The sequence below is a fragment of the Pseudomonas sp. Soil_N_39 genome (assembly GCF_057655955.1).
Window position 1 is genome coordinate 229,476 of record NZ_JBDGLI010000003.1, and the last position, 25,376, is coordinate 254,851.

Here is a 25,376-nt window from a genome sequence, read left to right on the forward strand (position 1 = left end):
GCGTCATCCCTGCGTCTCTCTTTGTCCTGACGAAAGTCTCCATTTATACATGAGCCTGGGGTTTTTATCCTTCAAACAGGGTGCTGGGCTCGCGACAAGCGCTGCCTAGTCAATATGTCGCGTGTATTGCTTGGGATCGAAACGCAGGACCATCAGGATCATCAGCGCCATGACGGCGGTGAGCGACCACCACGCCCATTCGAAGCTGCCCAACTGATCGCGAATCATCCCGGCAATCAAGGGCGAGAGCCCTGCGATCAGGTAGCCGATGCCTTGCACGAAGGCCGTCAGGCCACCGGCCCGTCGCGGGTTGTCCAAGTGGTCGAGGGAGACGATCAAACTCATCGGGAACAGGCCGCCGATGCCCAGTCCCAACAGGCAGGGCCACAACAGGCTGAAGCGTTCCGGGCTGAGGATCAGGCCGCAGAAGCCAGCCATGATCAATGCCAGTAACACCGCGAGGACCAGGCGTTTATCCTGGCTGCGGTTGGCAATCGCCGGGGTGACGAGGCCGGACAGCACTTCCATGGCCGTGAGGAACCCCAGCAGCAGGCCCGCGTGTTGTTCGCTCCAGCCTTTTTCCACGTAGTACGGGGCCAGCCAGGCCAGTACACAGGTGTAGGAGGCGGTGCCCAGGCCGAAGAAAATCGCCAGCAGCCAAGCCCGGGAATTGCTGAAGAATGACGCTTGCTGCCGGATCTGGGCTTCGGGCAGTGGCGTCACGGCTGCGCGCTGGGCGTACCAGCAACCGAGGGCGACCAACGCCAACAGTGCCCAGATCGCCAGACCGATGCGCCAACTGCCGGTTTGCGCCAGGACAAAAGGCGAAAACGATGCGGCAAGCGCCGCCCCGCCCATGATCGACGTGACATACAGCCCCATGAACAGCGAGACGTTGTCGGCATAGCGCGACTTGATCAGCGCCGGCATCACTGCCTGGATCAGCGCGATGCCGAGCCCGGCCAACACCGCGCTGATGATCAACTCGGCGGCGCTGTCCAGGTACAAGCGTGAGGCCGTGGCGATACCGATGATCAACAACGACAGAACGATGGTGCGGTGCTCACCGATGCGCAGGGCGATGCGCATGCCCAGGAACATCGCCAGGCCCATGGCCATGACCGGCAACATGGTCAGCAGTGAGGCGGTGCTGAAGCTCAGGGGGACCTCGCCGCGAATGGCCGACAGCAACGGACCGACTGCGGCCATCGAGGGCCGCAGGTTCAGCGCCACCAACACGATGCTGACCATCAGCCAGACGGCGTGAGTGCTTGATGTTCGAACGTTTTCCATAACAGAGCCTTGGCTAAAACAATGCATCATTTAGGCTGGGGAGCTGCGATGGGGCAAACTGAAAACTGGCGTTGTATATTGAAAAACTAAATAGCACACAGATTATGGTCACAACGCAGACCCTGTGGGAGCGAGCTTGCTCGCGATGGGGGCATAACAGGCAATATTAATGTTGGAAGTCATGACCTCATCGCGAGCAAGCTCGCTCCCACAGGTTTTTTGTGTGGTTGGAGTTCCTCTGGCCGCCTCCTAAGCGCCCATCCCCGGGCTCAACGTCCCCAGCCAAGCCACCAACCCCAGGATGACCACCGCCACAGAGAATTCCAGCACCATGCTGCGCCGCAGGGCTTTCACCGCGACCTTGTGCTCGCCGGTCTGTCGGGCCTGAGCCAGAAGTGGCGTCAGATGAAAACGGTTCAGCGCGGCGAACACCAGCATGGCCGCGAACAAGATGAGTTTGAGCGCCAGCAACTGACCGTAGGTGCTGTCCAGCAGCCCTGTGACACTGGGGCCAACGATGAACAGATAATTGACCACCCCTGTCACGCTGATGACCACCACGATCAGCGCCCCGGCGGTTTCGAACCCGGTCAATGTCCGGGCCAGCACCGCCAACGCAGGTTCGGCCTGGCGAAGCAGCAGGGCAAATGCGGCCAAGGCACCGACCCAGCCACCCGCCGCCCACAGGTGCAGGAAGTCAGTGAAGAAGTGCCAGTTACGGCGGGCGCCTTCGTCCATCGCGCCGTGGCCTGCCCAGGCCAGGGTTGCCAAAGCCACCGCCCCGCCCAGCGCGACCAGGACGAGGCTGGCGGTCGGCCAACGCTGATTGAGCGTCACGGCGACACCGGCCAGCAGCAGCGCCGCCATGCGCAGCGTCCAACTCACGCCGACCTCGGTCTCCATCACCATCATTTCAATGTGTGGCCACAGTTCGGCCCACGCCGAAACACCGCTCATGGCCCAGGCCATGCACGCCATGGCCGCCAGGGAGAGCAACCCGCCCAGCACCGCCGAGATCAGCAGCAGCGGCGTGAAAGGCAACTGCGCTCCCGACATCCGCTCCTGGCCTCGCAGGCCATAAAGGCCAAACGCAGCCAGGCCGAACAGCAACATCAAATCCAGGTACAGGGTGAAGCGTAGTGCGATGTTGATCGAGTCGCTCATCAACTCACTTCACCTTGAACGTGACGTTGCCGGTGATCGGGTGAGTGTCGGACGACACTGCGCGCCATTGGACCTGATAGGTGCCGGCGGTGAGAGGGGCGCTCGGCGTGATGAGCATGGTTTTCGGATCGTCGCTGCCGGACACCTTGGCTGGCATGGGCATTGGCGAATGCGCCGCCATGCCCGGCATCGCGGTCATCATCAGCTTGGCGCCGGAAAACTGGGTCATCAGGTTTTCGGAAAAATGCAGCTCGATCTTGGCCGGCGCCGCCCCTTCGGTGCCATCGGCGGGGGTGGAGGTCAGCAGTTTCGGATGGGCCTGGGCCAGGCCACTGAGCAACAGGCCGGCGGACAAGGCGACGGCGGTTTTGATGAATGACATGCAAGGACTCCTACAGCTCGGTTTTTAGTTTTAGTGAACAGGTCAGAACCACATGCGTACGCCCAGCACCAGGCGCGCTTCGCTGCGGTCTTCGTCTTCTTCCCGGGCGTAGTCGGCGGTGTTGCCGTAGACCCGATTCCAGGTGACGCCAATGTAGGGTGCGAATTCGCGGCGTATTTCATAGCGCAGCCGCACGCCGAGCTCGGTGTCCGACAACCCCGAGCCGACGCCACGGGCGGGATCGTTCTTGCCATAGAAGTTGGCTTCGGCGGTGGGCTGCAGGATCAGGCGGTTGGTCAGCAAGATGTCGTAGTCGCCCTCCAGGCGCGCCGCGCTCTGGCCACCCTCGCCGATGAACGCGGTGGCCTCGGCTTCGAAGTTGTACAGCGCCATGCCTTGTACGCCGAAGGCGGCCCAGGTTTGCGGATCGCCTGGCTTGAAGTCCTGGCGCACGCCGACCACCACATCCCACCAGGGGCTGACGGCGTGGCCCCACAGGGCCTGCAACTCGGCTTCTTCGGTCTTGCCGTTGAGGCGTTCACCTTCGGAGCGCAGCCACAACCGGTCGATGTCGCCACCGATCCAGCCGGAGGCATCCCAGCTCAGGGCGCTGCCATCATCGGCGTCTTGCCATTCCAACTGGTCGATGAGGAAAAACGAGTGGATGGCACTGTCATGCACCGCGTGTCCGCCGTGATCCTCGTAGACGGCGGCGCGGTCGGCGGCGGTCAGTGCCGGGATCGGCGTGCGGCTGGTGGCAGGGGCCGTCTGCATGGGCTCCATGCCTTGCATCGAGTCCATGCCTTGCATCTGGCTGTGGTCCATTCCCGGCATCTGGCTGTGATCCATGCCGGGCATGTCATTGCTCGCGGCCCAGGCCGAGAGGCTGCTGCCAAAGGCAAAAATAGCCAAGGGGTATTTCACGATACGGGTCATGGTCGCTTCCTCATTCCTGCACCCGAACTTCACGGAACATGCCCATCTCCATGTGATACAGCAGATGGCAGTGATACGCCCAGCGCCCGAGGGCATCGGCGGTGACTCGGTAGCTGCGCTTGGCGCCCGGTGGCACATCGATCGTGTGCTTGCGCACCATGAACTGGCCGTTCTCATCCTCCAGGTCGCTCCACATGCCGTGCAGGTGGATGGGGTGGGTCATCATGGTGTCGTTGATCAGCACGATGCGCAGTCGCTCGCCGTACTTGAGCAGCAGCGGTGCGGCGTCGGAAAATTTCACGCCGTTGAACGACCAGACGAATTTCTCCATGTGCCCGGTCAGGTGCAGTTCGATCGTGCGACCGGGCTCGCGGCCGTCGGGGTCGGGAAAGGTGCTGCGCAGGTCGGAATAGGTGAGCACTTTGCGGCCGTTGTCGCGCAGCCCCATACCCGGGTCGTCGAGCTTGGGCTTGACGCTCATGGCCTGCATGTCCACCAGGGGGTTGTCTTTCTCGGTGTCGGGGTGCGACAGCATGCCGTCCATCTCTTGCATGGCACTGTGATCCATCCCGGCCATGTCGCCCATGCCCTGCATCTGGCTGTGATTCATGCCTTGCATCGAGCCATGATCCATGCCACCCATGCCCATGTCGTCCATGGTCACCAAGGGCCGCGGGTCCAGGGGCGGTACCGGTGCCGACAACCCGGCCCTGGTCGCGAGAGTGCCGCGGGCGTACCCGGTGCGGTCCATGGACTGGGCGAACAGGGTGTAGGCCTCTTGGGTCGGTTCGACGATGACGTCATAGGTTTCGGCCACGGCGATCCGCAGCTCATCGACGCTCACTGGCTTGACGTATTGGCCGTCGGACGCCACCACCGTCATCTTCAAGCCGGGAATGCGCACGTCGAAATAGCTCATGGACGAGCCATTGATAAAGCGCAGACGAAGGCGTTCGCCAGGCTTGAACAGGCCCGTCCAGTTCATGTCCGGCGCCTGGCCGTTCATGAGGTAGGTGTAGGTGGCACCACTGACGTCGGCCAGGTCGGTGGGGTTCATCTTCATCTCGGCCCACATCTTGCGATCGGCCACGGTGCTGGCCCAGCCGTTCTTGCCCACGTCGTCGATGAAGTCGCCGACGGTGCGTTTGTTGTCGTTGTAGTAGTCCGACTGTTTCTTGAGCTTGCGCAGGACGGCGCCGGGATCTTCATCTGTCCAGTCGGTGAGCATCACCACGTAGTCCCGTTCGTACTGGAAGGGCTCGGGTTCCTTGGCGTCAATCACCAGCGGGCCGTAGACCCCGGATTGTTCCTGGAAACCGGAATGGCTGTGGTACCAGTAGGTGCCGTTCTGCCGGACCTTGAACTGATACACGTACAGGCCGCCGGGCTCGATGCCCTTGAAGCTCAGCCCTGGAACGCCGTCCATGTTGGCCGGCAGCAGGATGCCGTGCCAGTGGATGGAGGTGCTGTCCTGCAAGCGATTGCGCACCCGCAGGGTCACGGTGTCGCCTTCACGCCAGCGCAGCAACGGGCCGGGGATACCGCCGTTGATGGTCTGGGCGGTGCGGGGGCTGCCGGTGAAATTGACCGGGCTTTCGCCGATGAACAGGTCGAACTCGGTGCCGCTCAGTACGTTGGGCTGGCCCGGGCCGGTGACAGCCCAGACGGGCGCGCGCCACAAGCCCAGGCCACCGAGGATGCCGCCGGCAGTCAGGCCCTTTACGAAGGTTCGCCGGGAAGTTTTTGTTTGCATGGGGTGAAAGTCCGTCCGTCGATTCGCAGCGAACACCGGTTCCCCGGTGTCGCGTTGAAAAGAAGATGACATAAGCCGGCGGGGCGGGTGATTACATTTCAGTCAGCTTGTGGCGAGTGGATTACCTGTGGGAGCAAAGCTTGCTCGCGAAACAGGCGCCTCGATTTCTGAGAAATCCCATCGCGTTCATCGCGGGCAAGCCTTGCTCCCACAGATAATCGGTCACCACAGGTTTTGTGTTCGGCTCGACTGCCTGTAACAGGCAAGTCGGGCACAGGTCAGAATGATCTTTTGCATCGGCGGGATATTCTGTAGCCTTGCCGGCTTCACGCTGTCCCGTGCCTGATTGATACCCACTTTCCCGGCGGTACCCGAGTGGTCCGGAGCCGGGTGTATACTCGACTTTCGCGCTAAACGCGCTTGCAGGTCTTGCGAACATGACGCAAATTTCAGAACGCCTTCTGGTCCAAGCCCACCTCGACGCCAAGCAGCCCAAGCCGCTGACCGCCGAGCAAGAGGCCTGGTACCGCGCCGCCATCGCCGCCGAGCTCAAGGCTCAGGACGCGGTGCTGGTCGCGCACTTCTACTGCGACCCGATCATCCAGGCCCTGGCCGAAGAAACCGGTGGTTGCGTGTCCGACTCCCTGGAAATGGCCCGCTTCGGCAATGCCCACCCAGCCAAGACCGTGGTGGTGGCTGGGGTCAAGTTCATGGGCGAGACCGCCAAGATCCTCAACCCCGAAAAACGCGTGTTGATGCCCACCCTGGAAGCCACCTGCTCCCTGGACCTGGGCTGCCCGGTGGACGAGTTCTCGGCATTCTGCGACCAGCATCCGGAGCGCACCGTGGTGGTCTATGCCAACACCTCGGCCGCGGTCAAGGCCCGGGCTGACTGGGTGGTGACGTCCAGTTGCGCGCTGGAAATCGTCGAGAGCCTGATGGACAACGGCGAGACGATCATCTGGGGGCCGGACAAGCACCTGGGCACGTACATCCAGCGCAAGACCGGCGCTGACATGCTGCTCTGGGACGGAGCCTGCATCGTCCACGAAGAGTTCAAGTCCAAGCAGTTGGAAGACATGAAGGCGCTGTACCCGGACGCCGCGATCCTGGTGCACCCGGAGTCGCCGACGTCGGTGATTGAACTGGCCGACGCGGTGGGCTCCACCAGCCAGTTGATCGCCGCGGCCCAGAGCCTGCCGAACAAGACGCTGATCGTCGCCACCGACCGGGGCATTTTCTACAAGATGCAGCAGCTGTGCCCGGACAAGGTCTTCATCGAAGCCCCTACCGCCGGTAACGGCGCGGCGTGCCGCAGTTGCGCGCACTGCCCATGGATGGCCATGAACACCTTGGAGCGCACGCTCAAGAGCTTGCAGGAAGGCGCCAACGAGATCTTCGTCGACCCGGCGCTGATCCCCCAGGCGATTCGCCCGCTCAAGCGCATGTTGGACTTCACCCAGGCGGCGCGGATGAAATTGGCGGGGAATGCCTGAGGCTGAAGAGGATTTCGAGACTTGCGAGGCTTTCTTGTGGCGAGGGGATTTATCCCCGTTGGGCTGCGAAGCGGCCCCATTTGTTCATTCTGACACTCCGTGGTGTCAGGTTTTAGGGCTGCTGCGCAGCCCAGCGGGGATAAATCCCCTCGCCACAAATGTATTCACCTTTCTGATTAGGTGGTGTCACTTGGTCTTCTTGGGAATCCGCACCAACTGCGTATCCGAGTAGATGTCATGCCAGCTGCGCTGGCGCTTGTCGAACAGCGCCCAGATGAAGCCCAGCCCCACCAGCAGCAGTGACGCAATCGACACCACGAACCGCAACAGCGCCTGCCACAGGCTGATGGCCGTGCCATCGGCGTTCTGTACGCGGATGCACCACACCTGCATGCCCAGGGTCTGGCCGTTGTGGGTCCAGAACTTGGCGAAGAAGCCGAACAGTACGAACAGCAGCACGGTGGACAGCAGCGGATCGCCGTCCAGCGCACCGGCTTCGGTCAGGGCGCGCATTTTTTCTTCGCCGATGATCGCCATCTGGATCATCTTGTAGGCTCCGCTGGTGACGATCAGCAGCGCCGTGCACAGCAAGAAGTCATAAAACATCGCTGCCAGGCGACGGCCCAGGCCGGCGGGAGGAAAGTCGCCTTGGGGAGTGAGCAGGTGTTTCGGCATGACGGCCTCGGCTGAAAAAAGAAGCCATTTTACGGATTTACGCCCATAAAAAAGCCCCTGATATCAATCAGGGGCTTTTTAGTGTGCGAAAGCCTTAGGCTTCGGCTTGAACCTCGTCAGCCTGCATGCCTTTCTGGCCTTGCACAGCAACGAAAGTGACTTTCTGGCCTTCTTTCAGGCTCTTGAAGCCGTTGCCCTGGATGGCGCGGAAATGCACGAACAGGTCCGGACCGCTTTCAGGCGTGATAAAACCAAAACCCTTTTCGTCGTTGAACCACTTGACGGTACCGCTCTGACGTTGAGACATTTTCTTATTTCCTTTGACGCTAAAATTGATGACAGCCTCTTTCGCATGAAAGAGTACTGGGGCTGGGTTGCAGGAAAGTAAGAGACGTCGAACGGGATGTAGCGAACTTCATAAGCTACTGCCCAGGTCACGATTCCAAGCGACCCATGCAAACACAGTGAGCAAACTCTACGCCAACTTCGAATAAAAAAACAACCCCCCGGCAGGCCCCGTATTTGCTCAGCTTGCCAGCATTTACGCAAGTTGCGGAGCGGCGCTTATTCGATAGGCTAGTTCAATTGTTTACGATCGTTATAAGGTCGGTTGAATGCATAAAAATATGCACCTTTTTATGGCGGTTGCGTGACACATTAGTGCACGTATAACGCAACCGCGTTACTTATAGAAACAGTCAATCAACCACGGTAGTAGCGCTGTGGAACGAATGGCATTTTGCTTACAAGCAAAGGCACCTTTTTCCCACGCACAATGGCCCAGACTGGCGTATCCAGTGCCACATAGGCGCTGTCCAGGTAACCCATCGCCAGGGGAGCGCCCAAGGTCGGGCCGAAACCGCCGCTGCACACAGAGCCGATCATCTCGCCCGCTTCGTTGACGATCTCCGCGCCTTCACGCACCGGTGTGCGTTCCTGGGGCAGCAGGCCGACACGTTTGCGCTTCACGCCGCCCTGTTGTTGGGCGAACACGGTTTCAGCCCCGGGGAAACCACCGGCGCGAGCGCCATCGCCACGGCGCACTTTGGAAATGGCCCACAACAGGCTGGCTTCGATCGGTGTCGTCTCGGTGTTCATGTCGTGGCCATACAGGCACAGGCCGGCTTCCAGGCGCAGGGAGTCACGGGCGCCAAGGCCGATGGCCGCGACTTCCGGCTCGGCCAGCAAGGCGCGGGCGAGTTTTTCCGCGTCGGCGGCGGGTACGGAGATTTCGAAACCGTCTTCACCGGTGTAGCCCGAACGGCTGACAAAGCAGTCCACGCCCAACAGCGTGACGCGCTGGAACTGCATGAAGGTCATCTTCGCCACGTCCGGCGCCAGGCGGGCGAGCACGGTGACGGCGGCCGGGCCTTGCAGGGCGAGCAGGGCACGGGCTTCGAACAGCGGCTCGATGCTGCACTGCGCGCCAATGTGGGCCCGCAGGTGAGCCAAGTCCTGATCCTTGCAGGCGGCGTTGACCACCAGGAACAGTTCGTCATTGCCCAGGTTGGCGACCATCAGGTCATCAAGGATGCCGCCGTTGTCGTTGGTGAACATGGCGTAGCGCTGCATGCCCACCGGCAGGTCGATGATGTCCACCGGCACCAGGGTTTCCAGCGCCTTGGCAGCGCCTGCGCCGGTCAGGCGGATCTGGCCCATGTGGGACACGTCGAACAACCCGGCCTGATCGCGGGTGTGCTGGTGTTCCTTCATCACGCCCAGTGGGTACTGCACCGGCATGTCGTAGCCGGCGAATGGCACCATGCGGGCGCCGAGTTCGAGGTGCAGGGCGTGCAGCGGGGTTTTCAACAGTTGTTCGGTGGACATATCAACTCCTGGAAAATGAAAATGACGCGCGTCAGCATTCGATGATGTTGACCGCCAGACCGCCGCGGGCGGTCTCTTTGTATTTGCTTTTCATGTCGGCGCCGGTCTGGCGCATGGTGCGGATGACTTTGTCGAGGGAGACGAAGTGATGCCCATCGCCGCGCATGGCCATGCGCACCGCGTTGATGGCTTTCACTGAGCCCATGGCGTTGCGTTCGATGCACGGCACTTGCACCAGGCCGCCAATCGGGTCGCAGGTCAGGCCGAGGTTGTGTTCCATGCCGATTTCGGCGGCGTTTTCCACTTGCTGCACGCTGCCGCCGAGCACTTCGCACAAGGCACCGGCGGCCATGGAGCAGGCCACGCCCACTTCACCCTGGCAACCGACTTCGGCACCGGAGATGGAGGCGTTTTCCTTGTACAGGATGCCGATGGCGGCGGCGGTCAGCAGAAAGCGCACCACGCCATCCTCGCTGGCGCCGGGGATAAAGCGCATGTAGTAATGCAGCACGGCCGGGACGATGCCCGCGGCCCCGTTGGTAGGGGCGGTGACAACGCGCCCGCCATAGGCGTTTTCTTCGTTGACGGCCAAGGCATACAGGTTGACCCAGTCCAGCACCGACAGCGGGTCGCGCAGTGCGGCTTCCGGGTTCTTGCACAACTGGCGGTGCAATGCCGCGGCCCGGCGCTTGACCTTTAGCCCGCCCGGCAGAATCCCTTCGTTACGGCAGCCGGCCGCCACGCAATCCTGCATCACTTGCCAGATTTTCAGCAGCCCGGCGCGGGTCTCGGCTTCGGGGCGCCAGGCGCTTTCGTTGGTCAGCATCACCTGGCTGATGGACAGGCCATAGGTGCTGCAATGGCCCAGCAGGTCCTTGGCGCTTTTGAACGGGAAGGTCAGGGGCGTGGCGTCTTCGACGATGCGATCGGCGCCGGCGGCGTCTTCGTCCACGACAAAGCCGCCACCGACCGAGTAGTACTCGCGGCTGCGCACTTGCAGCCCGGCGGCATCGAAGGCGCGGAAGATCATGCCGTTGGGGTGAAAGGCCAGCGGCTTGCGGATCATGGCCAAGTGCAGCTTTTCATTGAATTCGATGGCGTGTTCGCCGAGCAAGTTGAGGCGACCGCTGCTGCGGATCGCTTGCAGGCGAGTGTCGACGGTTTCGGTGTCCACGGTGTCGGGGTGCTCGCCTTCCAGGCCCAGCAGAACGGCCTTGTCACTGCCGTGGCCCTTGCCGGTGGCGCCGAGCGAGCCGTAGAGCTCGACTTTGACGCTGGCAGTGTTTTCAAGCAGATCGTCACGGCGCAGCCCCTCGGCGAAACGGGCAGCGGCACGCATCGGGCCGACGGTATGGGAGCTGGAAGGACCGATACCGATCTTGAACAGGTCGAACACGCTTAACGACATGGTGTTTCTCCGGTTTCTTTTTATGAGGATCGACGGTTGAAAGGCTTGGCACATTCCCCTTGTGGGAGCGAGCTTGCTCGCGATAGCGGAGTGTCAGTCAACATCTCTGTCAGCTGTCACACCGCTATCGCGAGCAAGCTCGCTCCCACAGGGGCGGGTGGTTTCCTTGAGGCAGTGATCTTCCACAAGGTTTGCGGTGTTGTTGAGAGGGCGGGCAAACCCGCCCCCTCCACAGGTCAAGCGTAGCTTTCGATCGACGGGCAGGCGCAGACCAGGTTGCGGTCGCCGAACACGTTGTCGACCCGGCCCACCGGCGGCCAGTACTTGCCATCGATTAACGATGCCAGTGGGTACACCGCCTGTTCGCGGCTGTACGGGTGAGTCCACTCGCCGACCAGCTCCGCCGCAGTGTGCGGGGCGTTTTTCAGCGGGTTGTCGTCTTTGTCCAGGCTGCCGTTTTCCACCGCGCGGATTTCTTCGCGGATGCAGATCATGGCGTCGCAGAAGCGGTCCAGCTCTTCCTTGGATTCGCTTTCCGTCGGCTCGATCATCAACGTGCCGGCCACCGGGAACGACATGGTCGGGGCATGGAAACCGAAGTCGATCAGGCGCTTGGCCACGTCATCGACGCTGATGCCACTGCTGTCCTTGAGCGGACGCAGGTCGAGGATGCATTCGTGGGCCACCAGGCCGTTGCTGCCGGAGTAGAGCACTGGGTAGTGTTCTTCCAGGCGACGGGCGATGTAGTTGGCGTTGAGGATCGCCAACTGCGAGGCGCGCTTGAGGCCGGCGCCGCCCATCATGCGGATGTACATCCAGGTGATCGGCAGGATGCTCGCGCTGCCGAACGGCGCCGCGCACACCGCGCCTTCCTTGCGTTCCATGTTGGCATGGCCCGGCAGGAACGGTGCCAGGTGCGACTTGACGCCAATCGGGCCGACGCCCGGGCCGCCACCGCCGTGAGGGATGCAGAAAGTCTTGTGCAGGTTCAGGTGCGACACGTCGCCGCCGAACTTGCCCGGGGCGCAGAGGCCGACCATGGCGTTCATGTTGGCGCCGTCGATGTACACCTGGCCGCCGTTGTCATGAATGATGCCGCAGATTTCGCGGATGCCTTCTTCGAACACGCCGTGGGTGGACGGGTAGGTGATCATCAATGCGGCGAGGTGTTCGCGGTGCTCGATGGCCTTGGCCCGCAGGTCTTCGATGTCGACGTTGCCACGGGCATCGCAGGCGGTCACGACCACGCGCATGCCGGCCATGTTGGCGGTGGCCGGGTTGGTGCCGTGGGCCGAGGACGGGATCAGGCAGATGTCGCGACGGTCTTCGCCACGGCTCTGGTGATACGCACGGATCGCCAGCAGGCCGGCGTATTCGCCCTGGGAGCCGGCGTTGGGTTGCAGCGACACCGCGTCATAGCCGGTGGCGGCGCAGAGCATGGCTTCCAGCTCGTCGGTCAGTTGCTGGTAGCCGGCGCTTTGCTCGGCGGGGGCGAACGGGTGCAGGGCACCGAACTCGGCCCAGGTCACCGGGATCATCTCGCTGGCGGCGTTGAGTTTCATGGTGCAGGAACCCAGCGGGATCATGGTGCGATCCAGAGCCAGGTCCTTGTCGGCGAGCTTGCGCAGGTAACGCATCAGCTCGGTTTCGGAATGATAGCGGTTGAACACCGGGTGGCTGAGGATCGCCGATTGGCGCACCAGTTCGGCCGGGATGCGGCTTTGCACGCTGGCGGCCAGCGTCGCGAAGTCTGGCAGGGCCTTGCCGTCGGCCAACAAGCTCCACAGCGCTTCGATGTCAGCTTGGCTGGTGGTTTCGTCCAGGGACAGGCCCAGGCGTTCAGCGTCCACCACCCGCAGGTTGATGCGTTGGGCGCGAGCCATGTCGTGCAGGGCGGCGGTTTGCGCGCCGGTGTGCAGGGTCAGGGTGTCGAAGAAACTGTCTTGCTCGATGCTCAGGCCCAGCGCGCCGAGGCCCTTGGCGAGGATCGCGGTCAGGTGATGGATGCGATTGGCAATTTGCACCAGGCCCTTGGGACCGTGGTACACGGCGTACATGCTGGCGATGTTGGCCAGCAGCACCTGGGCGGTGCAGATGTTGCTCGTGGCTTTCTCGCGGCGGATGTGTTGCTCGCGGGTCTGCATCGCCAGGCGCAGGGCCGGCTTGCCGAAACGGTCTACGGAAACGCCGACCAGACGGCCTGGCATGTCGCGCTTGAAAGCGTCCTTGGTGGAGAAATAGGCCGCGTGCGGGCCACCGAAGCCCAGTGGCACGCCGAAGCGCTGGGCGCTGCCGATGGCGACGTCGGCGCCGAACTCACCCGGCGGGGTCAGCAAGGTCAGGGCCAGCAGGTCCGCTGCAACGGCCACCAGGGCGTTGGCGGTGTGGAAGCGTTCGGTCAGTTCGCGGTAGTCGAACAGGTCGCCGTTACTGGCCGGGTATTGCAGCAGTGCGCCGAAGAAACCGCTAACGTCGCTCAGTTCGCGCTCATCGCCCACCACCACGTCGATGCCCAGGGGCTCGGCACGGGTGCGCAATACGTCGAGGGTTTGCGGGTGGCTGTGCACGGAGGCGAAGAAGGCGTTGCTGCCCTTGTTCTTGCTCAGGCGCTTGCAGAAGGTCATGGCTTCGGCGGCGGCGGTGGCTTCGTCGAGCAAAGAGGCGTTGGCGATCGGCAGGCCGGTGAGGTCGCTGATCAGGGTCTGGAAGTTCAACAGCGCTTCGAGACGGCCCTGGGAAATTTCTGGCTGATACGGCGTGTAGGCGGTGTACCAGGCCGGGTTTTCCAGCAGGTTGCGCAGGATCGGTGCCGGTGTATGGCAGTTGTAGTAGCCCTGGCCGATGTAGGTCTTGAACAGCTGGTTTTTGCCGGCGATGGCTTTGATCGAGGCCAGTGCGTCGGCTTCGCTCTGGCCGTCGCCCATATCCAGCACGCTGGTGCCCTTGATGCTTTCCGGAATGACGCTGGCGCTCAGGGCTTCCAGGGAGTCGAAGCCCAGGCGCTCGAGCATGGCTTGCTCGTCGCTTGCACGCGGGCCAATGTGGCGAGCGATGAATTCGTTGGCGGTGCCGAGATTAACGGTCATGGTGCGCTCCTCAGGCTTCGGCGTTGGCTTTGATCAGGCGATCGTAGGCGTCTTGATCCAACAGCTTAGCCACTGCGTCGGCGTCGGTCGGTTTAAAGCGGAAGAACCAGCCTTCGCCCATCGGATCTTCGTTGACCAGTTCTGGACTTGCGTCGAGTTTTTCGTTCACTTCGAGCACTTCTCCGTCCAGGGGCATGTACACACCGCTGGCGGCCTTGACCGACTCCACGGTGGAGGCTTCGGCGCCTTTGTCATAGGCCTGCAATTCAGGCAGTTGCACAAAAACCACGTCGCCCAACGCGTTCTGCGCGAAAGCGGTAATGCCTACGGTGACGCTGCCGTCGGCTTCGGTGCGCAGCCATTCGTGATCTTCAGTGAAACGCAACTCGCTCATGGAAACTCCTGGGGCCAGATTCGTCTGGTGGACGCGAAGAAAGGCGCGGGGCTTGGCCCGGCCGAATGGCTATACCCATAGCAAGAATGCGGCCAATGTTATTAATGGCTTATATATCAATGATTTGAGTGGTTTGGCCTAGGTTTGGATAGGCTTGGCTGTAGCGAAATCGCTACAGCTGGACGCCTGGAAAAAATTGTTGTGGGATCAAAGCCTTGCACAGTGCAGGTTAGCGCAGACTGTAGCGATATCGTTCCACTGTAGCGCTTTCAGTACAGGTGGAGGTCGGTTTTGGATGCGCTGCATAGCCTTTGTGGGAGCGAGCTTGCTCGCGATAGCGGTGGGTCGTCAACGCAGAGGCTGGCTGGGAGATCGCCATCGCGAGCAAGCTCGCTCCCAAAGGGGAATGTGGAGGAGCGAAGAACTATGGCTTCCCGGAAATCCCGTACTTGCGCAACCGATGGGCAATCGCGGTGTGGGAGGTTTGCAGGCGGCTGGCCAACTGGCGGGTGGACGGGTAGTTGGCGTAAAGGCTTTCGAGCAGGTGCTTCTCAAAGCTTTCCACGGCCTGTTCCAGGCTTTCGACTTCCACATCGCCCTGGCGCGCCACGGAGGTGCCGGCGATGTCCAGGTCGCCGATGTCCACCAGGCTGCTTTCGCAGATGGCGGCGGCGCGGAAGATCACGTTCTGCAATTGCCGCACGTTGCCCGGCCAGCGGTTGCCCAGCAGCGCTGGATAAGTACCAGGGGCCAGGCGACAGACCGGGCGCTGGATTTGCGCGCAGGCTTGCTGCATGAAGTAACGCGCCAGCAGCAGGATGTCCTGGCCGCGTTCACGCAGTGGCGGGACTTCGACATTGAGCACGTTCAGGCGATAGAACAGGTCTTCGCGGAACGAGCCCTCGCTGACCATTTTCTCCAGGTTGCGGTGGGTGGCGCTGAGGATCCGCACGTTGACCTTGATTTCCCGGTCGCCGCCCACCCGGCGGAAGCTGCCATCGTTCAAGAAACGCAGCAGCTTGGCTTGCAGATACGGCGACATCTCGCCGATTTCATCGAGAAAGACCGTGCCCTGGTTCGCCAACTCCATCAGCCCAGGCTTGCCGCCCCGTTGCGCCCCGGTGAAGGCGCCGGGGGCGTAGCCGAACAGCTCGCTTTCCGCCAGGTTCTCCGGCAGCGCGGCGCAGTTCAGGGCCAGGAACGGCGCGCTGTGACGGGCGCTGATGGCGTGGCAGGCCCGGGCCACCAGTTCCTTGCCGGTGCCGGTTTCGCCTTGGATCAGCAGCGGTGCATCCAGGGCCGCGACCCGCTGGGCCCGGGCCTTGAGGGTGCGGATCGCCGGGGATTCACCCAGCAGCGCGTCAAAACCTTCGGCGTGGTCATGGTGCAGAGCCGACAGTCGTTCACCGATGCGATTGGGCTGATAGAGCGTCAGCAGCGCGCCGGCGTCGGTGATGGGCGTGGCGTCCAGTAGCAAGGTCTGGCCATTGAGGGTGACCTCCCGCAGCGGCAGGCGGAAGCCGTTCTCCAGCAGGGCGCCGAGCAATGCCTCGTCACTGAACAGCTCGGCCACGCTTTCCCCGGCCGGTTCACGACCGTACAGGGCGATCAGCGCCGGGTTGGCCAGCAACACCTTGCCCACGCTGTCCAGGGCCAGCACCGGGTCTGTCATGGCGGCGAGCAAGGCATCGAGCTGCAAGTGCCGACGCTGGCCCGGCAGGATGTCCACCACGGTGACCGCCTGCACCCCTTGCACGCTGAACAGTGCTTCGCGCAGCTCGTCAAGCACTTGCGGGCTGAGGGTCGGGGCGTCGATGTAGACGTTGGGTGGCACCATCTCCACCGCATCCAGGTTGAGATTGCGCCCACCGAGCAAGGCCAGGACTTCCTGGGTGATGCCGACGCGGTCGATGAAACTGACGTGGATACGCATGGGGCGGTTTTGGGTTCTGGGATGCGGAGGGTGGCCAGTATGCCTTGGGGCGGGCTGTTGGTGAAATCCTGGCGCAGTACTTGAGAACGACGGTGATCCCCCTGTGGGAGCGAGCTTGCTCGCGATAGCGGTGTATCAGTCATTAAAAGGGTGGCTGACACTCTGCTATCGCGAGCAAGCTCGCTCCCACAAAGGCGTTCACAAGTGGCAGCTACAATCCAACATCCCACTCTGGTATCTCGGGAAACTTCAGCACCAGAAAATCCAGCAGGCTGCGCAACGCCGAGGGCATGTGCTTGCGTGAGGCATATACCGCGTACATGTTCATTCGGCGCGGTTCGGCATGGGGCAGCAGGCGGATCAGTTCGCCGTTCTTGATGTGGGCGCCGGCCTGGTAGCTGGGCAGCATCGCCACGCCTGCGCCGGCTATCGTGGCCTGAAGCAAGGTGCTGGCTTCGTTGGCGCTGATATTGCCTTGTACCGGCACCGAGACCTGCTCGCCGTCCTGCTCGAAATGCCACAGGCTCTTGCCGACGTAAGAGTGGGTCAGGCAGTTGTGCCGGCTCAGGTCTTCCACGCGCAGCGGTGTCGAGTGTTCATGCAGATACCGCGGCGAGGCGCAGATCACCGAGCGGCAGACCGTGAGGCGGCGGGCGATCAGGTTCGGGTCCAGATCGTTGCTCATGCGGATCGCCAGGTCGATGCGTTCGTCCACCAGGTTCACGGTGCGGTCGAGCATCTGCAGGTCGACGCTCACCCCGGGGTAGCGCTTGACGTAGTCGGCCATGGCGTTCGCCAGTTGGGCCTGGCCGAACGAGGTGCTGGCACTGATGCGCAGCATGCCCCGTGGTGCGTCGTCCGGGGTGCTGACGGCGGCTTGCATATCGCCGGACAGCTCCAGCATCTGCCGGCAGCGCGGCAGGATCTCGGAGCCTGCGGCCGTCAGGCTCAGTTTGCGGGTGGTGCGGTGCATCAGCCGGGCCCCGACCCAATCTTCCAGCTCCGCCAGATAGCGCGACACCACCGGCCGCGACAGGTCCAGATGCTCGGCCGCCGCCGACTGGCTGCCCAGGTCGACCACTGTGACGAAGACCCGCATTGCTTGTAGACGATCCATGATTTGCCCGCTTTCAGAAACAAACTATGTCCCAGCATCGCATTTTTTGTAACGAGTCAGGCAACTAAGCTCAGTCTCATTCCCCTGACGGGTTTTTGGACAACGGAGCACACCATGACCGGCTTTATCCCACTCAAGCGCCTACTGCTGGCAACCGCCGCCCTGGCCTTCACTGCCCAGAGCTGGGCCGCTGACTTGACGCTCGACGTCTACAACCCTGGCGCGGCGGCGGTTTTCCCGGTGACGTCGGTGTTGGTCAGCGGTGAAAAAGAGGCGATTTTGGTGGACGCCCAGTTCGGCAAATCCCAGGCCGCCCAGGTGGTGGAGAAAATCCGCGCCAGTGGCAAGCGATTGACCACGATCTACATCAGCCATGGCGATCCTGACTACTATTTTGGTCTGGAGACCCTCACCGCCGCGTTCCCTGAGGCCAAGGTGCTGGCGTCCGCGCCGACCGTCGAACACATCAAGCACACCATGGACGGCAAGCTGAAATATTGGGGGCCGATCCTGAAGACCGACGCACCGACCAAAGCCATCGTGCCCCAAGTGCTCAAGGGCGACAGCCTGACCCTGGAAGGCCAGCGCTTGCAGGTCGTGGGCCTCGATGGCCCGCAACCGGACCGCAGTTTCGTGTGGATTCCATCGATCAAGGCGGTGGTTGGCGGTGTGGTGGTGGCTGAGAACATTCATGTGTGGATGGCCGATACCCAGACGCCGCAGTCCCACAAGGATTGGCTGGCGACTCTCGCCAACATTGAAAAACTGCAACCGAGCACGGTGATCCCGGGTCACTACCTGGGTGACAGCGCCCGTTCCCTGGCCCCGGTGCGCTTCACCGCCGGTTACATCAAGGCTTTCGACGAAGAAACCGCCAAGGCCAAGGATTCCGCCGCGCTGATCCGCGCCATGAAACTACGCTATCCGGACCTGGGTGAAGACAGCTCCCTGGAGCTCAGTGCCAAGGTGGCGAAGAGCGAGATGAAGTGGTGAGGTATTGAAGCAGCGATGAGGCTGGGCTGATGAGCTTTTGTGGCGAGGGAGCTTGCTCCCGCTGGGCTGCGCAGCGGCCCCAATACCAGCCAATGAGTTCTACCTGGCACACCGCATGAGCATTTTTGCGACTGCTGCGCAGCCGAGCGGGAGCAAGCTCCCTCGCCACAAGGGCTTCATTTCAAGCCACGAAGGTTCTGTCACTTGGAAATATTCAAGCAACCGCTTCAATAGCATCTTTGTGTAATCACTGGAGAACACCATGAGCAAAATCGCAATCATCGGCGCCACCGGGCGTGCGGGTAGCCAACTGTTGGAAGAGGCCCTGCGCCGTGGTCACAGCGTGACGGCCATTGCCCGCAATACCGCGAAAATCGGCGAAAGGGCCGGGGTGGTCAGCAAGCAACTGGACGTATTGGACAGCGAGGCGTTGATCGCCGCCATCGACGGGCATGACGTGGTGATCAGTGCCGCGCACTTTGCCAGCGTGCCGGCCGACAAGGTCATCGCACCGGTGAAAGCCGCCGGGGTCAAGCGCTTGCTGGTGGTCGGCGGGGCCGGTTCGTTGCTGCTGCCGGATAACAGCCGGGTGATCGACAGCGACGGCTTTCCGGAGGAGTACTTGGCCGAAGCCAGTGCCGGTGCATTGTTCCTGGATGTGCTGCGCAAGGAACAGGACCTGGACTGGACCTTCCTCTCGCCTTCGGCGGAGTTCGTCGAAACCGAGCGCACCGGGCAATTCCGTGTTGGCAAGGACCACCTGCTGTTCGATGACACCGGGCGCAGCTGGATCAGCTTCGCCGACTACGCCATTGCGATGATCGATGAGGTGGAAACGCCGCAGTTTTCGCGGGCGCGGTTTACCGTCGGCTATTGAGCCACAGGTGTGTAGGCGCTGTGTAGGAGCTGTCGAGCAGCGCGAGGCTGCGATCTTTCCCAGGACACTTGAGTCTCCCTAGTGAAAGATCAAAAGATCGCAGCCTCGCTTCGCTCGACAGCTCCTACAAGGTCAGGCGTGAAGCCGTATCCAAACGCTGACCAGCACCGTCGCCGCCATCAGCCAGGCGACGGCTGCCACGGCCAATGAGGCTTCGAGGCGCATCCGGTCGACCATCACGTACAGCGTCGCGAGATAGACGAAGTACGGAATGATCGACCACATGCCAAAGACGATGGTGGTCTTCAGGTCGTCCACCGAGCGGCCCTTGCCGACAATGTAGTGGGCAATCAGGGCAAAGGTCGGGAACAGCGGCACCAGCCCGGCGATGTAGTAATTCTTGGTCTTGGCCAGCATCGCCAGGATAACCACCACGGCCGCACCCAGCGCCGCCTTGAAAATCAGATCCACACGTTCACCATTCGGTTAATGGCTCAGGCCATATTTTTTGACTTTGTCGAACAGCGTGGTCTTGGCCATGCCCAGTTCCTGGCTGGCCTGGGTCAGGTTGCCACCGCTGCGTTGCAGGGCGTCCACCAGCAGGTTGCGCTCGAAGGCTTCCACCGCTTCGGCGAAGGCCAGGCCCTGGTTGCCGCCGCTGGCGCCGGAGCGCTTGAATGCCGGCAGGCCCAGGGCGTAGCGCTCGGCGACGTTGCGCAGTTCGCGCACGTTGCCCGGCCAGTCGTGGCTCATCAGGTTCGACAGGGTCTGGTTGTCCAGCTCCGGCACCGTGCGGTCGAAGCGCAGGGACGACTGCTGAAGAAAATGCTCGAACAGTTGCAGGATGTCTTCGCGCCGCTCGCGCAGGGGCGGCAGTTCCAGGGTTACCACGTTGAGGCGGTAATACAGGTCACTGCGGAATTGCCCGGACCGGCCCATTTCGTCCAGGTCGGACTTGGTGGCGGCGATCACCCGGCAATCCACCGCCACGCTCTGGTTCGAGCCCAGGCGTTCGAGGGTGCGTTCCTGCAGCACGCGCAGCAACTTGATCTGCAAGGGCAGGGGCATGCTTTCCACTTCATCGAGAAACAGCGTGCCGCCATCGGCGTGCTCGATCTTGCCGATCCGACGTTTACCGGCACCGGTGAAGGCATTGGCCTCGTGGCCGAAAATCTCGCTTTCGAACAGGTTCTCCGGCAGGCCGCCGCAGTTCAGCGCGACGAATTGCTTGTCGTGGCGCCGACTGAAATCATGCAGGCAGCGGGCGACCAGTTCCTTGCCGGTGCCGGTTTCGCCCTCGATCAGCACGTTGGCCGAGGTGTCGGCGACGTTGGCGATCAGCGCACGCAGGTGCTGCATGGCGGGCGAGCGACCGATGATCCGGCCTTCCAGGGAATCGCGCTCGGCCAGTTGCCGACGCAGCGATGACACTTCCCGGGCCAGGCTGCGCTGTTCCAGGGCGCGGCGGGCGACATCCACCAGGCGCTCCGGGGAGAAGGGTTTCTCCATGAAGTCATAGGCGCCTTTTTGCATGGCGCCCACGGCCATGGAAATGTCGCCGTGGCCGGTGATCAACACCACCGGCAGGCTGCGGTCCCGCGCCTTGAGGCGGGTCAGCAGTTCCAGGCCGTCGATGCCCGGCAGGCGAATGTCGCTGATGACGATGCCGGCAAAGTTATCGTCGACCCGCTCCAGGGCCTCTTCGGCGCTACCCACGCCGATGCAGGGAATGTCTTCCAGGCTCAGGGCCTGCTGGCAACCCAGCAGGACGTGGGGGTCGTCTTCGACGATCAGTACGCTCAGGTCGTGGTTCATAGCGGCTCGGCAGGTGAAAGGCTGACCAACGGTAGATTGAGGACAAACGTAGTGCCACGCTCAAGCGGGTACTCGACACCCAAATGCCCACCCGCGGCGGCGGCCAGGCTCGCCGAGAGCGTCAGGCCCAGGCCCAGGCCCTGTTCGCCAGGTTTGGTGGTGAAGAACGGTTCGAACAAATGCTTGCGGGCTTCAGGATCGATGCCGTGACCATTGTCCCGCACCCGCAGGCGATATTTGCCGTCGGCGGCCTGGCCGTCGAGCCACAGTTTCGGCTCGGGTTGCGTCTGCATCGCGTCCAGGGCATTGCCGATCAGGTTCACCAGGATCTGTTCCAGGCGGGTCTGGTCAATTTGCAATTGGACGTCATCGAAACTGCTGTGGATCTGGATGTCCAGGTTTTCCAGGCGCCCACCCAGCAGTTGCAACGCAGCCTCGACGGCCTTGCCCAGGCTTGCCCGGCCCTGGTCATCGCCGCGCCGGGCGAAGGCGCGCAGGCTGGCGGTGATCCGGCCCATGCGGTCGATCAATTCGTTGATGGTCTTGAGGTTGGTGCTGGCGATGTCCAACTGGCCGCGCTCCAGGAAGCGCACGGTATTGCCGGACAAGGTGCGCAGCGCCGCCAGCGGCTGGTTGAGTTCATGGGCGATGCTGGTGGACATCTGGCCGATGGCCGCCAGTTTTCCGGCCTGGACCAGTTCGTCCTGGGCCCGCCGCAAGGTCTCTTCGGCCTGGCGCCGCTCGCGGATCTGGCCCTTGAGTCGTTCGTTGCTGGCGCGCAGGTCGGTGGTGCGTTCGGTAATCCGACGCTCGAGCTGGTTGTTGGCTTCCTGCAAGGCTTCCCGGGCCGCAAGGCGGGTGGCGATGACCTTGCGCCGTTCGTTCCAGGCGATCAGCAGGAACGCCACCAGGGCGAAGGCCACGGCCACCAGGATGCCTTGGTTGATCGCCTGGCGACGCAGGTCTTCAAGGGGCGTCAGCAGGGTGAAGTTCCACGGGGTATCGCTCAAGGGCCGGGTTTGCGACAAGTAGCTGATGGCGCGCTCGTCGGACACCAGCTCGCTGTTCGCCGGGAAGGTCAGCTTCTCCATGCCTTCGGCCAGGCGTTCCCGGGCCAGGGGCACCAGTTCATTGAGCGGGAACCAATAATATTGCAGGCTGCGGGCCAGGCGTTCCTTGGTCTCATCGCTCAGCGGGCGCACCGACTTGAGCCGTCGCGCTGGATCGCTGGACAGGATGATGATGCCGTTCTCATCACTGACGAACGCCTCCAGCCGCGCTCGCTGCCAGCGCTCCTCCATGGCTTCGAGGCGCACCTTGACCACGGCCACGCCGATGATCTTGCCTTGTTGCTCCAAGCCATGGGCCAGGTAGTAGCCGGGTTCGCCATTGGTGCTGCCGATGCCGTAGAAGCGTCCCGGCTGGCCGCGTACGGCGTTCTGGAAATAGGCGCGAAAGGACAGGTCTTCGCCCAGATAACTGTCGACATCGCGCCAGTTGCTGGTGGCCATGACCCGGCCAGTGGTGTCCATGACGTAGATGGCCCGGCTGCGACTGCGGCGGTTCAGGCCTTCGAGGTATTCGTTGACGGTCTTGCGATGCTCGGGCGTCGGGTCGTCGAGCAGTTGCGAGACGCTTGATTCAAGCTCCAGCAGGCTGGGCAGGTAGGTGTACTTGCTGATCTCGCTCTCGACCGCACGGGCGTGCAGCTCCAACTGGCGTTCGCCATTCTCGGCGAGGCCACGTACGCCATAGTGCTCGCTGATCCAGAAGCCGAGGTAACCCAGGCCGATCATCAGGGCAATGACCAGTGGCGGCAGGAACAGATGGCGGATCAGGCGGGGTTTCACGGCGAGTGATGGCGGCGCTGCGCGATAGAGGGTGGGGTCGCATTTCATCACAGAAGCCTTGGGTCAACCACAACACAAATCGACAAGCCAACACATCTCCCTTGTGGGAGCGGGCTTGCTCGCGATGACTGCTGATCAGTCGACAATAAGGTGACTGGCAGTCCGCTATCGCGAGCAAGCTCGCTCCCACAGTGGGGAGCGGTGTTTTTAGTGCTGCAGGATTTTCTCAAGGAAATGCTGCGCACGTTCGGAGCGGGCGCTGATGTCGCCGAAGAACTCTTCTTTCTTGCAGTCTTCGATGATCTGGCCCTGGTCCATGAAGATCACCCGGTTCGCCACTTTGCGGGCGAAGCCCATTTCGTGGGTCACGCACATCATGGTCATGCCTTCGTGGGCCAGCTGCACCATCACATCGAGCACTTCGTTGACCATTTCCGGGTCAAGGGCCGAGGTCGGTTCGTCGAACAACATCACCACCGGGTCCATCGCCAGGGCACGGGCAATCGCCACGCGTTGCTGCTGGCCGCCGGAGAGCTGGCCCGGGTGCTTGTGGGCGTGGGCAGAAAGGCCAACGCGTTCAAGCAGTTGCAGGCCCTTCTTGGTGGCTTCTTCCTTGCTGCGGCCCAGCACCTTGATCTGCGCGATAGTCAGGTTCTCGGTGATGGTCAGGTGCGGAAACAGTTCGAAATGCTGGAACACCATGCCCACGCGCGAACGCAGTTTCGGCAGGTTGGTCTTCGGGTCGGCGATGGAGGTGCCATCGACCACGATGTCGCCTTTCTGGAACGGCTCCAGGGCGTTCACGCACTTGATCAGCGTGGATTTGCCCGAGCCCGATGGCCCGCACACCACCACAACTTCACCCTTGCTGACCTCGGTGCTGCAATTGGTCAGTACCTGGAAGTCCCCATACCACTTGTTGATGTTCTTGATAGAGATCATACGGCGAACCTTTTTTGCAGACGCTTGACCAGCAGCGAGGCGGCAAAGCTGATTGTGAAGTACACGAGACCTGCGATGATCAGGAACTCATTGGAGCGGCCGATGATGTCGCCACTGGCCCGCGAAGCATTGAGGAAGTCCACCAGGCCAACCGTGTAGACCAGCGAGGTGTCCTGAAACAGGATGATGCTCTGTTGCAGCAGCAGCGGGGTCATCTTGCGAAACGCCTGGGGCAGGATGATCAGGCGCATGGTCTGGCCATAGTTCATGCCCAGCGCCTGTGCCGCGCCCATCTGGCCTTTGGAGATGGACTGCACGCCGGCCCGCACGATTTCGCAGAAATACGCCGCCTCGAACATCATGAACGCCACGACGCAGGAACCGAACGCACCGATCGGCGTGTCCTCGCCGGTGATCCAGCGCAGCACGAACGGCACCGCCAGGTAGAACCAGGTGATGACCAGCAGCAGCGGGATCGAGCGAAAATAGTTGACGTAGGCGCCAGCGATGTTGGAGACCAGCTTGTTGTGGGACAGGCGCATCAGCGCCAGGATGGTCCCCAGGATGATCCCGCCGACGACGCCCAGGGCCATCAGCTTGAGGGTCATCACCATGCCGTTCCACAAGCCGGGAATGGCCGGGACGATGCCAGTGAAGTCGAATTCCATTATTTACCCCCCACGGAGATCAGGCCGGGCACCGCGACTTTCTTCTCGACCATGCGCATGAGCAGCATCAGGCTCATGTTCAGGGTGAAGTAGATCAGCGTCGCCAGGGTGAAGGCTTCGAACAGGTTGGCGGAGAACTCGGCGGTCTGCTTGGTCTGCGCGAGCAGTTCCATCAGGCCGATCAGCGAGGCCACGGAGGAGTTCTTGAAGACGTTGAGGAATTCCGAGGTAAGCGGCGGAATGATGATCCGGTAGGCCTGGGGCAGCAGCACGTTCCAGTAGATCTGCGGCAGCTTGAAGCCCATGGCACGGGCGGCGGACTCCTGGCCGCGCGGTAGCGCCTGGATGCCGGTGCGCACTTGTTCGCAGACCCGGGCGGCGGTGAACAGGCCCAGGCACACCACGACGCTCAGGTAGGCCGAGGTGGTCGGGTTCAGGTCCTGCTTGTACCACTCCTGCAGATCGGCGGGCAGCAGGTCCGGCACCAGGAAGTACCAGATGAACAGCTGAACCAGCAGCGGCACGTTACGGAAAAGCTCCACATAGCAGGTGGCGATACCCGACACCAGCCGGTTCGGCACGGTGCGCATCACGCCAAGCACCGAGCCCAGCAGCAGGGCGATGATCCAGGCCACGACGGCGATAGCAATGGTCCAGCCCAGGCCGGCCACGTACCAGTCGAGATAGGTCTCGCTGCCCACGCCGGTGGACTTGAAGAACACGCCCCAGTCCCAGTTGTAATTCATTAGGGTCTCCCCTCAGATCGT

At 62.2% G+C, this 25,376-nt stretch carries 22 protein-coding genes; 3 read left to right on the forward strand and 19 right to left on the reverse strand.

The window, feature by feature from the left end; translation table 11 throughout:
* Positions 1-105: 105 nt before the first annotated feature.
* From AC3A5O_RS05810 to AC3A5O_RS05830, 5 genes are all read right to left on the reverse strand, one after another.
* On the reverse strand, positions 106-1,293 hold the full coding sequence (locus tag AC3A5O_RS05810; RefSeq protein WP_487752934.1) for a cyanate transporter: 1,188 nt from the start codon (positions 1,291-1,293) through the stop codon (positions 106-108).
* Positions 1,294-1,542: 249 nt separating this feature from the next.
* A complete protein-coding gene (copD, locus tag AC3A5O_RS05815; RefSeq protein ID WP_487752935.1) occupies positions 1,543-2,457 on the reverse strand; it encodes a copper homeostasis membrane protein CopD in 915 nt (304 codons plus the stop codon).
* A gap of 4 nt (positions 2,458-2,461) precedes the next feature.
* Entirely contained in the window at positions 2,462-2,839 is a 378-nt protein-coding gene (copC, locus tag AC3A5O_RS05820; protein WP_487752936.1) for a copper homeostasis periplasmic binding protein CopC, read from the reverse strand.
* A 42-nt stretch (positions 2,840-2,881) separates the two neighbouring features.
* A complete protein-coding gene (locus AC3A5O_RS05825) occupies positions 2,882-3,775 on the reverse strand; it encodes a copper resistance protein B (protein ID WP_122569377.1) in 894 nt (297 codons plus the stop codon).
* 10 nt (positions 3,776-3,785) lie between these two features.
* A complete protein-coding gene (locus AC3A5O_RS05830) occupies positions 3,786-5,528 on the reverse strand; it encodes a copper resistance system multicopper oxidase (protein WP_487752937.1) in 1,743 nt (580 codons plus the stop codon).
* 437 nt (positions 5,529-5,965) lie between these two features.
* Here AC3A5O_RS05830 and nadA point away from each other — a divergent pair, with 437 nt between their 5' ends.
* Entirely contained in the window at positions 5,966-7,024 is a 1,059-nt protein-coding gene (gene nadA, locus AC3A5O_RS05835) for a quinolinate synthase NadA (protein WP_122569375.1), read from the forward strand.
* Positions 7,025-7,210: 186 nt separating this feature from the next.
* On the opposite strand, the gene AC3A5O_RS05840 is transcribed toward nadA, so the two are convergent.
* The 8 genes from AC3A5O_RS05840 to AC3A5O_RS05875 all read right to left on the reverse strand — a co-directional run bounded on the left by AC3A5O_RS05840 (position 7,211) and on the right by AC3A5O_RS05875 (position 17,464).
* Positions 7,211-7,699 carry an RDD family protein gene (locus AC3A5O_RS05840; RefSeq protein WP_053124591.1) on the reverse strand — a complete coding sequence of 163 codons (489 nt, stop codon included), beginning with the start codon at positions 7,697-7,699 and terminating at the stop codon, positions 7,211-7,213.
* Positions 7,700-7,793: 94 nt separating this feature from the next.
* Positions 7,794-8,006, reverse strand: coding sequence for a cold-shock protein (locus AC3A5O_RS05845; RefSeq protein ID WP_003175786.1), 213 nt, complete (start codon positions 8,004-8,006; stop codon positions 7,794-7,796).
* A gap of 395 nt (positions 8,007-8,401) precedes the next feature.
* A complete protein-coding gene (gene gcvT / locus AC3A5O_RS05850; protein WP_460082131.1) occupies positions 8,402-9,526 on the reverse strand; it encodes a glycine cleavage system aminomethyltransferase GcvT in 1,125 nt (374 codons plus the stop codon).
* A 31-nt stretch (positions 9,527-9,557) separates the two neighbouring features.
* The gene (locus tag AC3A5O_RS05855; protein WP_122569373.1) at positions 9,558-10,934 is read right to left on the reverse strand and encodes an L-serine ammonia-lyase; all 1,377 of its coding nucleotides are present in this window, start codon (positions 10,932-10,934) and stop codon (positions 9,558-9,560) included.
* Positions 10,935-11,170: 236 nt separating this feature from the next.
* Entirely contained in the window at positions 11,171-14,020 is a 2,850-nt protein-coding gene (gene gcvP / locus AC3A5O_RS05860) for an aminomethyl-transferring glycine dehydrogenase (protein WP_122569372.1), read from the reverse strand.
* A gap of 10 nt (positions 14,021-14,030) precedes the next feature.
* Complete coding sequence (gene gcvH, locus AC3A5O_RS05865; RefSeq protein ID WP_122569371.1) at positions 14,031-14,414, reverse strand: glycine cleavage system protein GcvH; 384 nt, start codon at positions 14,412-14,414, stop codon at positions 14,031-14,033.
* A 424-nt stretch (positions 14,415-14,838) separates the two neighbouring features.
* Entirely contained in the window at positions 14,839-16,347 is a 1,509-nt protein-coding gene (locus AC3A5O_RS05870) for a sigma-54-dependent transcriptional regulator (RefSeq protein WP_122569370.1), read from the reverse strand.
* Between the two features lie 211 nt (positions 16,348-16,558).
* Positions 16,559-17,464, reverse strand: a complete 906-nt coding sequence (locus AC3A5O_RS05875; RefSeq protein ID WP_305468223.1) for a LysR family transcriptional regulator — start codon at positions 17,462-17,464, stop codon at positions 16,559-16,561.
* A 114-nt stretch (positions 17,465-17,578) separates the two neighbouring features.
* Here AC3A5O_RS05875 and AC3A5O_RS05880 point away from each other — a divergent pair, with 114 nt between their 5' ends.
* Entirely contained in the window at positions 17,579-18,457 is an 879-nt protein-coding gene (locus tag AC3A5O_RS05880; protein WP_487752938.1) for an MBL fold metallo-hydrolase, read from the forward strand.
* 262 nt (positions 18,458-18,719) lie between these two features.
* Positions 18,720-19,334: an NAD(P)-dependent oxidoreductase gene (locus AC3A5O_RS05885; RefSeq protein WP_122569366.1), complete on the forward strand. Its 615-nt coding sequence runs from the start codon at positions 18,720-18,722 to the stop codon at positions 19,332-19,334.
* A gap of 132 nt (positions 19,335-19,466) precedes the next feature.
* Here the strand turns inward: AC3A5O_RS05885 and AC3A5O_RS05890 are convergent, their stop codons facing one another.
* From AC3A5O_RS05890 to AC3A5O_RS05915, 6 genes are all read right to left on the reverse strand, one after another.
* Positions 19,467-19,796, reverse strand: a complete 330-nt coding sequence (locus AC3A5O_RS05890; RefSeq protein ID WP_487753013.1) for a GlpM family protein — start codon at positions 19,794-19,796, stop codon at positions 19,467-19,469.
* 24 nt (positions 19,797-19,820) lie between these two features.
* Positions 19,821-21,149, reverse strand: a complete 1,329-nt coding sequence (gene aauR, locus AC3A5O_RS05895) for a two-component response regulator AauR (protein ID WP_122569364.1) — start codon at positions 21,147-21,149, stop codon at positions 19,821-19,823.
* Positions 21,146-23,047 (reverse strand): two-component sensor histidine kinase AauS, encoded by a 1,902-nt coding sequence (aauS, locus tag AC3A5O_RS05900; protein WP_122569363.1) that lies wholly within the window; start codon positions 23,045-23,047, stop codon positions 21,146-21,148. The genes aauR and aauS overlap by 4 nt, the downstream gene beginning before the upstream one ends.
* 159 nt (positions 23,048-23,206) lie before the next feature.
* On the reverse strand, positions 23,207-23,941 hold the full coding sequence (locus AC3A5O_RS05905) for an amino acid ABC transporter ATP-binding protein (RefSeq protein WP_003204983.1): 735 nt from the start codon (positions 23,939-23,941) through the stop codon (positions 23,207-23,209).
* Entirely contained in the window at positions 23,938-24,609 is a 672-nt protein-coding gene (locus AC3A5O_RS05910; RefSeq protein WP_122569362.1) for an amino acid ABC transporter permease, read from the reverse strand. The genes AC3A5O_RS05905 and AC3A5O_RS05910 overlap by 4 nt, the downstream gene beginning before the upstream one ends.
* Positions 24,609-25,355 (reverse strand): amino acid ABC transporter permease, encoded by a 747-nt coding sequence (locus tag AC3A5O_RS05915; protein WP_305468219.1) that lies wholly within the window; start codon positions 25,353-25,355, stop codon positions 24,609-24,611. Before AC3A5O_RS05915 ends, AC3A5O_RS05910 begins: the two co-directional genes overlap by 1 nt.
* Positions 25,356-25,376: the final 21 nt, after the last annotated feature.

Excerpts from the sequence above, each read along its gene's own strand:
- aauS (WP_122569363.1), bottom strand. The coding sequence starts at position 23,047 with ATGAAATGCGACCCCACCCTCTATCGCGCAGCGCCGCCATCACTCGCC.
- copC (WP_487752936.1), bottom strand. The coding sequence starts at position 2,839 with ATGTCATTCATCAAAACCGCCGTCGCCTTGTCCGCCGGCCTGTTGCTC.
- AC3A5O_RS05845 (WP_003175786.1), bottom strand. The coding sequence starts at position 8,006 with ATGTCTCAACGTCAGAGCGGTACCGTCAAGTGGTTCAACGACGAAAAG.
- AC3A5O_RS05840 (WP_053124591.1), bottom strand. The coding sequence starts at position 7,699 with ATGCCGAAACACCTGCTCACTCCCCAAGGCGACTTTCCTCCCGCCGGC.
- AC3A5O_RS05880 (WP_487752938.1), top strand. The coding sequence starts at position 17,579 with ATGACCGGCTTTATCCCACTCAAGCGCCTACTGCTGGCAACCGCCGCC.
- AC3A5O_RS05905 (WP_003204983.1), bottom strand. The coding sequence starts at position 23,941 with ATGATCTCTATCAAGAACATCAACAAGTGGTATGGGGACTTCCAGGTA.
- AC3A5O_RS05875 (WP_305468223.1), bottom strand. The coding sequence starts at position 17,464 with ATGGATCGTCTACAAGCAATGCGGGTCTTCGTCACAGTGGTCGACCTG.
- aauR (WP_122569364.1), bottom strand. The coding sequence starts at position 21,149 with ATGAACCACGACCTGAGCGTACTGATCGTCGAAGACGACCCCCACGTC.
- AC3A5O_RS05870 (WP_122569370.1), bottom strand. The coding sequence starts at position 16,347 with ATGCGTATCCACGTCAGTTTCATCGACCGCGTCGGCATCACCCAGGAA.
- AC3A5O_RS05825 (WP_122569377.1), bottom strand. The coding sequence starts at position 3,775 with ATGACCCGTATCGTGAAATACCCCTTGGCTATTTTTGCCTTTGGCAGC.
- gcvH (WP_122569371.1), bottom strand. The coding sequence starts at position 14,414 with ATGAGCGAGTTGCGTTTCACTGAAGATCACGAATGGCTGCGCACCGAA.
- AC3A5O_RS05915 (WP_305468219.1), bottom strand. The coding sequence starts at position 25,355 with ATGAATTACAACTGGGACTGGGGCGTGTTCTTCAAGTCCACCGGCGTG.
- gcvP (WP_122569372.1), bottom strand. The coding sequence starts at position 14,020 with ATGACCGTTAATCTCGGCACCGCCAACGAATTCATCGCTCGCCACATT.
- AC3A5O_RS05830 (WP_487752937.1), bottom strand. The coding sequence starts at position 5,528 with ATGCAAACAAAAACTTCCCGGCGAACCTTCGTAAAGGGCCTGACTGCC.
- AC3A5O_RS05855 (WP_122569373.1), bottom strand. The coding sequence starts at position 10,934 with ATGTCGTTAAGCGTGTTCGACCTGTTCAAGATCGGTATCGGTCCTTCC.
- AC3A5O_RS05885 (WP_122569366.1), top strand. The coding sequence starts at position 18,720 with ATGAGCAAAATCGCAATCATCGGCGCCACCGGGCGTGCGGGTAGCCAA.
- AC3A5O_RS05810 (WP_487752934.1), bottom strand. The coding sequence starts at position 1,293 with ATGGAAAACGTTCGAACATCAAGCACTCACGCCGTCTGGCTGATGGTC.
- gcvT (WP_460082131.1), bottom strand. The coding sequence starts at position 9,526 with ATGTCCACCGAACAACTGTTGAAAACCCCGCTGCACGCCCTGCACCTC.
- AC3A5O_RS05910 (WP_122569362.1), bottom strand. The coding sequence starts at position 24,609 with ATGGAATTCGACTTCACTGGCATCGTCCCGGCCATTCCCGGCTTGTGG.
- copD (WP_487752935.1), bottom strand. The coding sequence starts at position 2,457 with ATGAGCGACTCGATCAACATCGCACTACGCTTCACCCTGTACCTGGAT.
- nadA (WP_122569375.1), top strand. The coding sequence starts at position 5,966 with ATGACGCAAATTTCAGAACGCCTTCTGGTCCAAGCCCACCTCGACGCC.